At 34.8% G+C, this 10466-nt stretch carries 10 protein-coding genes and 1 pseudogene; 1 reads left to right on the top strand and 10 read right to left on the bottom strand.

All coding sequences use genetic code 11. From position 1 onward, the window contains the following. Nucleotides 1–17: 17 nt before the first annotated feature. From CD118_RS12385 to hflX, 6 genes and pseudogenes are all read right to left on the bottom strand, one after another. A pseudogene (locus CD118_RS12385) lies at nt 18–205 on the bottom strand (hypothetical protein). A 379-nt stretch (nt 206–584) separates the two neighbouring features. Then, nucleotides 585–800: a hypothetical protein gene (locus CD118_RS09725; protein WP_142380868.1), complete on the bottom strand. Its 216-nt coding sequence runs from the start codon at nt 798–800 to the stop codon at nt 585–587. Between the two features lie 271 nt (nt 801–1071). Beyond that, complete coding sequence (glnA, locus tag CD118_RS09720; protein WP_016424966.1) at nt 1072–2412, bottom strand: type I glutamate--ammonia ligase; 1341 nt, start codon at nt 2410–2412, stop codon at nt 1072–1074. Nucleotides 2413–2435: 23 nt separating this feature from the next. Continuing rightward, the gene (locus CD118_RS09715) at nt 2436–2804 is read right to left on the bottom strand and encodes a MerR family transcriptional regulator (protein ID WP_060829988.1); all 369 of its coding nucleotides are present in this window, start codon (nt 2802–2804) and stop codon (nt 2436–2438) included. Nucleotides 2805–2981: 177 nt separating this feature from the next. Next, nucleotides 2982–4226: a methionine gamma-lyase family protein gene (locus CD118_RS09710; protein WP_103356635.1), complete on the bottom strand. Its 1245-nt coding sequence runs from the start codon at nt 4224–4226 to the stop codon at nt 2982–2984. 17 nt (nt 4227–4243) lie between these two features. Beyond that, the gene (hflX, locus tag CD118_RS09705) at nt 4244–5473 is read right to left on the bottom strand and encodes a GTPase HflX (RefSeq protein WP_103356637.1); all 1230 of its coding nucleotides are present in this window, start codon (nt 5471–5473) and stop codon (nt 4244–4246) included. Nucleotides 5474–5577: 104 nt separating this feature from the next. Here hflX and CD118_RS09700 point away from each other — a divergent pair, with 104 nt between their 5' ends. Continuing rightward, complete coding sequence (locus CD118_RS09700) at nt 5578–6051, top strand: glutathione peroxidase (protein ID WP_050331124.1); 474 nt, start codon at nt 5578–5580, stop codon at nt 6049–6051. Nucleotides 6052–6289: 238 nt separating this feature from the next. On the opposite strand, the gene hfq is transcribed toward CD118_RS09700, so the two are convergent. The 4 genes from hfq to CD118_RS09680 all read right to left on the bottom strand — a co-directional run bounded on the left by hfq (nt 6290) and on the right by CD118_RS09680 (nt 10373). Then, the gene (hfq, locus tag CD118_RS09695) at nt 6290–6496 is read right to left on the bottom strand and encodes an RNA chaperone Hfq (protein WP_016424961.1); all 207 of its coding nucleotides are present in this window, start codon (nt 6494–6496) and stop codon (nt 6290–6292) included. After that, entirely contained in the window at nt 6489–7445 is a 957-nt protein-coding gene (miaA, locus tag CD118_RS09690; RefSeq protein ID WP_060829990.1) for a tRNA (adenosine(37)-N6)-dimethylallyltransferase MiaA, read from the bottom strand. The genes hfq and miaA overlap by 8 nt, the downstream gene beginning before the upstream one ends. Further along, a complete protein-coding gene (locus CD118_RS09685; protein WP_103356634.1) occupies nt 7435–8385 on the bottom strand; it encodes an alpha/beta hydrolase in 951 nt (316 codons plus the stop codon). The genes miaA and CD118_RS09685 overlap by 11 nt, the downstream gene beginning before the upstream one ends. Before the next feature lie 317 nt (nt 8386–8702). Next, complete coding sequence (locus CD118_RS09680; RefSeq protein WP_103356633.1) at nt 8703–10373, bottom strand: glycerol-3-phosphate dehydrogenase/oxidase; 1671 nt, start codon at nt 10371–10373, stop codon at nt 8703–8705. Between the last annotated feature and the right edge of the window lie 93 nt (nt 10374–10466).

Here is a 10466-nt window from a genome sequence, read left to right as displayed (position 1 = left end):
TAAAAAAGGATAGACCTTTAAAGTCTGTTCTTTTTCAGTTTTGTAATTTTTAAAGGTAAAAATATACGAACTAAAATCATAAGCAAAACAGCAAAAATAAAAGAATAAATAACAATCTTGATAATACCACTAGGCATAGGAACAAAGTACAGAATAGAAGGAACGCTAAAATACCAATTTTTAAAGAATATTTAAACCTATCCATATAATCATCCATACTGATAGCCTCATTTTACCGGCGTTAAAACATATACTCGTTCAGAATTCTATTTAGACTTAAATTATATATATGCTTTTACTAGTGTCAACATTTGATGCTGCTATAGTACCAAAGAAATTCCCTACACTTGCTCCAAGTATAACACCAGTCAATTCAGCAATTTTTTTTAATAGCAGCAGCACCTAATGCAACTATCTTTTTAGTATCTGAAAAAGAAAAGTACAATGTTATTTTATCTACTTCTGTTACAGTTTATTTAGTTTTACCCTACCTTAATTGATCTTTAACTTTATACTTTTTATTTCTTCTTTTGTAAATATATTTTTTAAATTATGACCTTTTTCTCAAACTCTACAATCAAATCTTAATTACTCAAATATTTAACTTTCACTTGAAAATAATCTAATTTCTCTTCAGCAAGAGCCAGAACAAAGCCAGATGAAAATGCAATATCATTTGTATCATCGTAGTACCAATTATTATCGATTGGCGTATCATAAATCACATAGCATGCTTTTAAGACGTGCGCCGAAGCTGTTGTATCCCATCCGATATTATGAGTATATCTATAATAATTCATATTTTGTCGCACAGTTTAATCTCTATTACTTACATCGTAGCACACCGTAAATTGTTGAATACTTATAAATTAACACATACACATGCCACATTTTTGTTAGAAATGAATCATAAGGCAGAAGAGAACTTTGAAAAATTTATTAATGACAGGAAGATATCTTAGTGTGGAGTTGCCCATTTTCTGCCCAACGCATCAATTTTCAGCCTATTGGGCAACTTCAAATCCCAAAAACAAAAACCCTCAAAGCCAATAGCTTCAAGGGTTCCTTCTATTAATACTGCTTCATATATTGCTCGACTTCCCATTCAGACACTTGCGTGCGATAGTAGTCCCATTCAATAGATTTAGAGTTAATAAATTGATTATAAATGTGATCTCCTAATGCGTCTTTTACAATTGGATTTTCGCGCATTGCTTTTAATGCAGTGTATAATGTTGAAGGTAAGTCTTCGATACCGACGGCTTCGCGCTCTTCACGATTCATTTCATAAATGTTTTGATTTACAGGCTCTGGAACTGTTAATTTGTTTTTAATACCGTCTAAGCCAGCTTGTAAAATTGTTGCTAATGCCATATATGGGTTTGCGGATGGATCTACTGATCGAATTTCAATACGTGTAGATAATCCACGAGAGCTTGGGACACGGATTAACGGTGAACGGTTTTTACCACTCCATGCAATGTAACTCGGCGCTTCGTAACCCGGTACTAAACGTTTGTAAGAGTTAACTAATGGGTTACACACTGCAGTAAATCCGCGTGCGTTTTTTAAAACACCTGCAATAAAATGACAAGCGTCTTCAGTTAATTGCATATCTCTGCTTTCATCATAAAAAGCATTTTCTTTTCCTTTAAATAATGAAACGTTAAAGTGCATACCGCTTCCGTTCACACCAAATAATGGTTTTGGCATAAATGTTGCATGTAAATTATGTTTACGTGCAATTGTTTTAACAACTAATTTAAATGTTTGGATATTATCACAAGCTGTTACTGCATCTGCATATTTAAAGTCAATTTCATGTTGTCCTGGTGCAACTTCATGGTGCGAAGCTTCAATATCAAAGCCCATGTCTTCTAATTCAAGTACGATATCACGACGACAGTTTTCACCAAGGTCTGTTGGTGCTAAGTCAAAGTAACCCCCATGGTCATTTAATTCCATTGTTGGCTCACCTTTTTCATCTAACTTGAATAAGAAAAATTCTGGTTCAGGCCCTAGGTTGAAATCTGTAAATCCAAGTTCTTCCATTTCTTTTAATACACGTTTTAAATTATTACGAGGATCCCCTGCAAATGGTTGATGATCAGTTGTATAAACATCACAGATTAAACGTGCAACTTTTCCTTGTCCTGCTGTCCATGGAAAAATCACCCAAGTGTTTAAATCAGGATATAAATACATATCTGACTCTTCAATTCGAACAAACCCCTCGATTGAAGATCCGTCAAACATCATTTCATTATCTAAAACTTTCTCTAATTGACTCACGGGTACTTCAACATTTTTAATTGTCCCTAAAATATCAGTAAATTGTAAACGTAAGTAACGTACGTTTTCTTCTTCTGCAAAGCGTCGGATGTCATCTTTAGTGAAATTTTGTTTCGGCATGGATAATTGTCCTCCAATTTTAATTAATTAAAAAATCGTGATAAGTCTCCACGGTTAAGTGGTATCGACTCGCGCTGTGGCTTTTGTGTTGTATCCACTAGCATTTGCTTTCTTAACCGTTCTTCCTCTTCGTTTAGCGCGTATGTACTTTCTGACAACATGATTTGTTTAATTCCTTTCATATTAAAGCCTTTTTCTAAAAGATGCTTAATTGAAAGTAAAGTTTCCAAATCATTCAATGAAAACAAACGCTTATTACCTTCAGTTCGTGAAGGTTTTACAAGTTCATGTGTTTCATAATAACGAATTTGTCGTGCAGTTAATTCGGTTAGACGGCTGACAACACTCATCGGAAATACAGGCATGTTACGTCGAATTCTATCGTTGTCCATATCCAGCATCTCCTTAACTTTGAACTTGTATTAACAATAGCACATCATTTCAGGCATTTCAAAAATATGTAAGAAAACCTGACATGAAAGCGCAAAGCCTTGTCATATCAGGTAATCAGAAAAGTCAGACAATCAGTTAAATTTTCATATTTCACTTAAATTGTAAAACTTTGTATTTTAAATGGCAATTAATCCTTTTTGCATTAATGTTTTAACAGCACGAATGACTGCGATTTTGACGTGTTCGTATGTGAGGCCACCTTGAACATAAGCTTCGTATGGTGGACGAATTGGTCCATCTGCTGACAATTCAATAGATGAGCCTTGTACAAAAGTGCCAGCAGCCATTATCACGTCGTCTTCATACCCCGGCATATAACTAGGTTCCGGACTAAAATGGGCATTAATAGGTGAAGCATGTTGAATACTTTGACAAAATTGGATCATCTGTTCAGGTGTATCAAATGACACAGTCTGAATTAAATCCGTACGCTGCACATCATATCGAGGCGTCGTACGCATATTGAGACGTTCTAATAACAAACTTGTAAATAGCGCACCTTTAAGACTTTGACTGACAACATGGGGACTCATAAAAAAGCCTTGATACATTTCTTGTAATGCATATAATGAAGCACCCGCTTCCTTCCCAATTCCAGGGGCAGTTAATCTATAACCACAGCGTTCTACTAAGTCTCGTCGTCCAGCAATATAGCCGCCAATTTTCGCGAGGCCTCCTCCTGGATTTTTAATTAAAGAGCCTGCGATTAAATCTGCACCCACTTCGATAGGCTCTTTGGTTTCTACAAATTCTCCGTAACAATTATCGACAAAAACGATAATATGAGGGTGTTCTTTTTTTATACTTTGAATCGCACGACCTATTTCATCAACGCTTATAGAGGGTCTTTGACTATATCCTTTAGAACGTTGAATCGCAATCACTTTTGTTGTTTCGTTAATTGCTTGTAAAACACGATCAACATCAATTTGATCTTCTTTTAAATCAACCTCTTGGTAATGGATACCATATTCTTTTAAACTCTCAATGCCATTTCCGTTTTCACCGATGACTTCGAGCAATGTGTCATACGGTTTGCCTGTTATATACATTAAACTGTCTCCAGGCTTTAACATACTTTGTAAAGCAACAGTAATCGCATGGGTCCCTGAAATTAACTGTGGGCGCACGAGTGCATCTTCAGCCTTGAAAGTATGCGCATAAACCGCTTCTAAATGATCACGACCAAAATCATCATAGCCGTATCCCGTAGACCCTAATAAATCTGATTCAGTGATTTTTACATGATGAAATGCATCAAGGACACGTGCTTGATTTTCAAGTGCACGTGCTTCGATTTCTTTAAAATATGGGGTTAATATTGTTTCTACTTCATTAATCAATAGTTCTAATTGCTTCATTTTTCTGCTTCTTTCTATTATTTTTTATAACCTTCTATAAGATACTCGTTTGTTGTTTCGTCAAATTCTAATTTCGTAACTAATGTGTGTTGTTTTAAGTAATATAACGTATCAGCTTCATGACTCTCTATGCGTCTTTCATAAAAATGAAGTTGATTCTGAATTGCTTCTATTAATAAGTCTTTCACTACTTGAATGTCATCGTGATTTTTAGCGGATACAAAAACAGAGGGCTGTTCCACAATCGGCTCTATGCCTTCATGCAAGTCCTTTTTGTTAAAAATAACCACTTGCGGAATTTCAGCCATATCTAACTCTTTAATAATTTCATTGACAGTATCATATTGAATTTTATATTCTTTATGGCTCGCATCCACCACATGGATTAACAAATCTGCACCGCTTGCTTCTTCTAGTGTAGATTTAAAAGCTTCAATTAACGTTGTGGGTAATTTTTGAATAAAACCAACTGTGTCTGAAATGACCAACTCGAAGCCATTATTAATTTTAAGACGTCGTGATTTCGGATCTAGCGTTGCAAATAGTAAATCGCGCTCATAAGTTTCTGCATGGGTCAACGTGTTAAACCACGAAGATTTCCCTGCGTTCGTATAACCAATGAGTGCAACTTGGAAAGATTGGTTCTCTTCTCTTTGATGACGATAACGTGCACGATGTGCTTCGACTTCTTTTAATTTACGTTTAATTTCATTCATACGTGTACGTATATGACGACGATCAGTTTCTAGTTTTGTCTCACCCGGTCCCCGTGTACCTATACCGCCACCTAAGCGAGATAAACTTTTTCCATGTCCCATTAAGCGAGGCAAAAGATAATTAAGTTGTGCATATTCTACTTGTAATTTACCTTCTTTACTTTTCGCTCTCAAAGCGAAAATTTCAAGAATCAATTGTGTACGGTCAATAATCTTAATGCCTAAATATTCATTTAAATGTTTAGATTGTGCTGTCGTTAATTCGTCATTAGCCACAAGGACATCTATTTCTTGGGATTCGACAAAAGCTTGTATCTCATCTAATTTTCCTTTACCAACATAATATTTATGATCCACTTGATTTTTATTTTGTGTGACTTCACCTTTCACCTCAAGATCACATGTATACGCCAGTGCATGTAATTCTCTCATCGTACTGTCAAAATCATAATCTGATTGGTAAACATCTACACCAATTAAAAGTGCTTTTTCTTTAACTTTTTTGGTAGAATGGAGTTCATTTTTTTGCATTACATCACCATTTTCTTTAAACATATCATCACGTATTCTAACATAGTGTTTCAATTAAGACTATATTGAATAATTATGTTATATTTTTATTAGAGGTGAGGACAATGCATTTATATGATATAGAAGTCACAAAAATCGATGGAACAAATTACCCTTTATCTGAGTATAAAGGCGATGTTTTATTGATTGTAAATACTGCAAGTGAGTGTGGTCTAACACCACAATTTGAAGGTTTACAAAAGTTGTATGATACTTATCATGAAAAAGGATTTACGATTCTTGGTTTCCCATGTAATCAATTTGGAAAACAAGAACCGGGTAGCGGGGAAGAAGCAGCGACAAACTGCCAACTAAACTATGGCGTTACTTTTCCAATGCATGAAAAAATTGAAGTTAACGGTGAAAATGCCCATCCACTTTTCAACTATCTCAAATCACAACAAAAAGGTGTATTTGGAGATAAAATTAAGTGGAATTTCACGAAGTTCTTAGTTGATCGCGAAGGAAATGTGGTTAAGCGCTTTTCACCACAAAAGACACCAGAAAGTATTACAAAAGAAATTGAAAATGTTTTATAAATTAAACATCACCCTTTCATATTACTAGTGAAAGCGGTGATGTTTTTATATTTAATGATTTAAAATTGAAGTACACCCTATAAATGAACAGATCAATCAAGGATGATAGTAGAGATGTATGCTAAATACACCAGTCTATTCAATATGATTGCGTATTGAAAAGATGGTCATCATATGGTCAACCTTTCAGATTGCACATTTAACATGCATCCCCACTCCGCCATTGTGGATTAATAAATTAGTTTGTGCCTTCTAAGAAAGTACTAATCGCATGTTTGTAAATTAAATGGTGACGTCCTTGAGAGAGTATATCAATTACATATTGGTCAAAATCAACAATTGTACCACGTAATTGGAAACCATTCGTTAAAAATACTGTGAGTTCCTTACCCTCGTTTTTAAAAGTTTCTAGGTACTCATCTTGAATGTTGCGTTTCTCAATCATGTTCATTTCTCCTTTTATTTATTAGGGTTTTGAGCTCAGATAACATTGAAGTAAGTGACATCTTCTCTCTATCTAACCAATGAACATTAAGTTTGTTTTTAAACCAAGTCATTTGCCTTTTTGCGTAATTACGTGAATGCTGTTTAAGTTGATCCACGGCTTCGTTAAGTTCTATTTCATTATGAACTACCGGTATGATTTCTTTGTAGCCGATAGCTTGCATACTTTGACACGATTCATAACCTAATTCAATAAGTTCTTGCACTTCATCCAATAAACCATGAGACAACATTATGTCTACGCGTTTATTTATTCTTGCATATAATGTATCGCGCGACATTTCTATCCCTATTAATAATGTATCATAATTTTCAGTCAATTGGGTACTTTTCTTTCGATTACTTAAAACTTTTTTTGTAGTTAAATAGTAAGAGATTGCACGTTCTACTCTTTGACGATTGTTCGGATGGATATCAGCGTATGATTGAGGGTCAAATGTTCCTAAGTATTCATGGATCGCTTCATTTGAATATGATTGGAGTTCTGCCATTTTTTGCTGAACTTTTTCTGCAACCTCTGAAGATACTTCTTCTTTGTCAAATTGATAATCATATATTACAGATTGAATATAAAGACCTGTGCCTCCAACAATGATAGGTGTTTTCCCTCGATTTGTAATATCCGTTATGAGTGTACGTGCCTGTTGCTGAAAAACATAAGCTGAATATGTTTGGTCTGGATTTAAAATATTAATTAAATGATGCGGGACTCCTTGCATTTCAGACTCTGTCACTTTCGCGGTGCCGATGTCCATACCACGATAAACTTGCATTGAGTCACCACTAATGACTTCTCCATTAATTTCTTTCGCTAGTTCCACACCTAATTCAGTTTTACCACTCGCAGTGGGACCAACAATTACTACAATGAAAGGTTTCTTACCTATCACCGAGTTCACCTACTTTTCGTTTTTTAATAATTTGACGACTCATCCATTCTAACATATGTTTCCAGACTGTTTCTTTATCAATTTCAAACAGCACTTCATGTCGTTTGTTTTTATATAATTGAACAGTGATGTGTTCAATACCACCTTTTTTTAATAACTTACCTAAGTTTCTGATCGCATTTCCAAAATCACCAAATGGATCATCTTTACCTGAAACTAACAAAATTGGTAATTGTGGATTCATCTTTTCAATGTTTTTAATACGTGCTGTTTGCATCATTGTGTTTACAACACTATAAATCAGTTGATTAGATACGAGAAAGCCTGAATATGGATCTGCGATATAAGCATCCACTTCACTTTCATTTGAACTAATCCAATCGCTTTCAGTACGCAATGGCTTAAATGTTTTATTAAAGCTATTCGTCATCACATTGTTGAGCCACTTCATACGGCGTCTTTTACCACAAATTAATGTAATACATTTTAATAATGGTACAATAGCGAATCTATAAAACGATGGAAACAAGCCTGTACCACTTAATATGAGTCCTTGACAGTCATTAGGGTAGATTTGCACATACTGACGTGCAATAATTGAACCCATTGAATGACCAAGTACAATCAAAGGTAACGTATCATCAAATTGTGCTTTCAATGTCGTCTGTACTTCATGTGCATCTTTAACCACTTGTATCATTGAATCATAATGGCCTCTTTCACTATCAATATCAATACCATGACCTCTATGGTTATGTCGAATCACATGATAGCCTTGTTGGTTTAATTTTTCAACAAGCGCATTGTACCTTTCTAAATGTTCTGCCATTCCGTGGAAAATATGCACAACACCAACGGGCTCACAATCCGTTCGATCTACTTTTACTTCTAATATTGTGCCGTCTGTAACTGCTATTTTCATAGCTTCTGATTTAACCATTGTTATCCACCTTTCCGCATCTCTTCACTTAATTCAACTTTACCACAACATCGGAATAAACACACACGAATTAAAATTAAACTGCATACTATAAATTGAGGATACCTTTCACTTGTCACCAAGAAACTATCAAGTGAAAATTTTAACATCTTCAAAATCATCGTCTACAAAATATATAAAACAGGTGCTCGTTTGGATAAGGTGAAATACGCAGATAAAGTGGAAATCACTGATTTATTTGATGATAAAAATAAAAAGTAACACAAGCTAAAAACAACTTGTGTTACTATATATCTCATAAATTGATTACTAATGTCTTATTTTTCAGCAGGTTGGTGTTGACCATGTCTTGCTTCTTGGATCGCTTTATCTAATTCAGCATGATAAGCTGCTTTAGTATTTGCATCGTAACCTAATAAGTCAGCTAATACATCGACAACAATATCTTTATATTCTAATACACGATTAATATCAAAGTATAATGCACCCGTACGCCGTACAAGGAAGTCTGTTGGTTTTACAACTAATTCATTTTGAACGCTGTATACAAGTTCTACATATAATTCTAATGGTAAACCTGTTGTTTGATGTTGTGCAGCTTGCGCAATCGCAAATAAATCATCAACGTTAGAACCATATTTTGAAGCTAAGTGACGTGCTAATTTTTCATCTAAATTGAATGCTTTCGCAGCTTGTACTTTTTCTTCGACAAATTTATCGAAGTTTGCACTACCACCAACATCCCCACCAGAAATTGGAATGTATTTTGTATCAACTTTATTGAATTTCAATTTATATTCTTGTTTTAATCGTTTTTCAACTAAGTTTACAATTTCTAATGCCATATGACGGTAACCTGTTAATTTACCACCAGCGATTGTTAATAATCCTGATTTACCTTCCCAAACTTCGTCTTTTCGTGAAATTTCAGAAGGGTCTTTACCTTCTTCTAAAATTAACGGACGAATACCTGCCCATGTAGACTCGATATCTTCATCTTTAATTTGAACAGTCGGGAACATATAATTAATGGCATCAATTAAATAATCTCTATCTTCTTGGTTAACAAGTGGTGTTGATTTTTCATTATCATAGAATGTATCAGTTGTACCAACATAAGCTTTGCCTTCACGAGGAATAGCAAAAATCATACGACCGTCTTTTTCTGTATCAAAATAAACGGCTTGACGTAATGGGAATTTTGATTGATCGATAACAACGTGCACACCTTTTGTTAAACGCAATTGTTTGTTATTTTTAGAGTAGTCTGCGCTACGTACTTCATCTACCCATGGACCTGTTGCATTAACGACTTTTTTACCTTTAATTTTAAAAGTATCATTCGCTAAACGATCGATCACTGTTACACCGTTTACTTTTTCATTGTTATCATATAAGAAGTTGTTTACTTTCGCATAGTTTAAAATATCTGCACCTTGCTCAGCTGCCTTTTTCATCACTTCGATTGTTAAACGGGCGTCATCTGTACGGTATTCAACGTAGTAACCGCCACCTTTAAGGCCGTCTTGTTTAACTAATGGTTCTTTGTCAGTAGTTTCTTGTACAGTTAACATTTTTTTACGTTCTGATTTTTTAACACCAGCAAGGCGATCATACATACCTAAACCGATTGAAGTTGAAAACTTACCAAATGTACCACCTTTATGCATTGGTAATAACATCCACTCAGGTGTAGTGACATGTGGACCATTTTCGTAAACGATTGCACGTTCTTTACCAGTTTCAGCAACAACGCCAACTTGGAATTGTTTCAAGTAACGTAAACCACCATGAACCAATTTAGTAGAACGAGAGCTTGTACCTTGTGCAAAGTCTTGCATTTCAACTAAAGCGACTTTCATACCTCTTGCACTTGCATCTAATGCGATACCTGCGCCAGTGATACCCCCACCGACAACAACTAAATCATATTCCTCATTTTTCATTTTGTTCTTTACTGAATCACGTTTAAAAGTTGATAAACTCATATATTCCGCCTCCTAATATCATAAAAAAAGAGAGACTTCTCCCACAGCTTAAATAAAGTTGTACGAACGACGTCTCTCACAATCTCGTATGAT

This window comes from Staphylococcus coagulans (assembly GCF_002901995.1).
Classification (GTDB): Bacteria; Bacillota; Bacilli; order Staphylococcales; family Staphylococcaceae; genus Staphylococcus; species Staphylococcus coagulans.
This window is presented reverse-complemented; position numbering and strand designations above follow the sequence as displayed.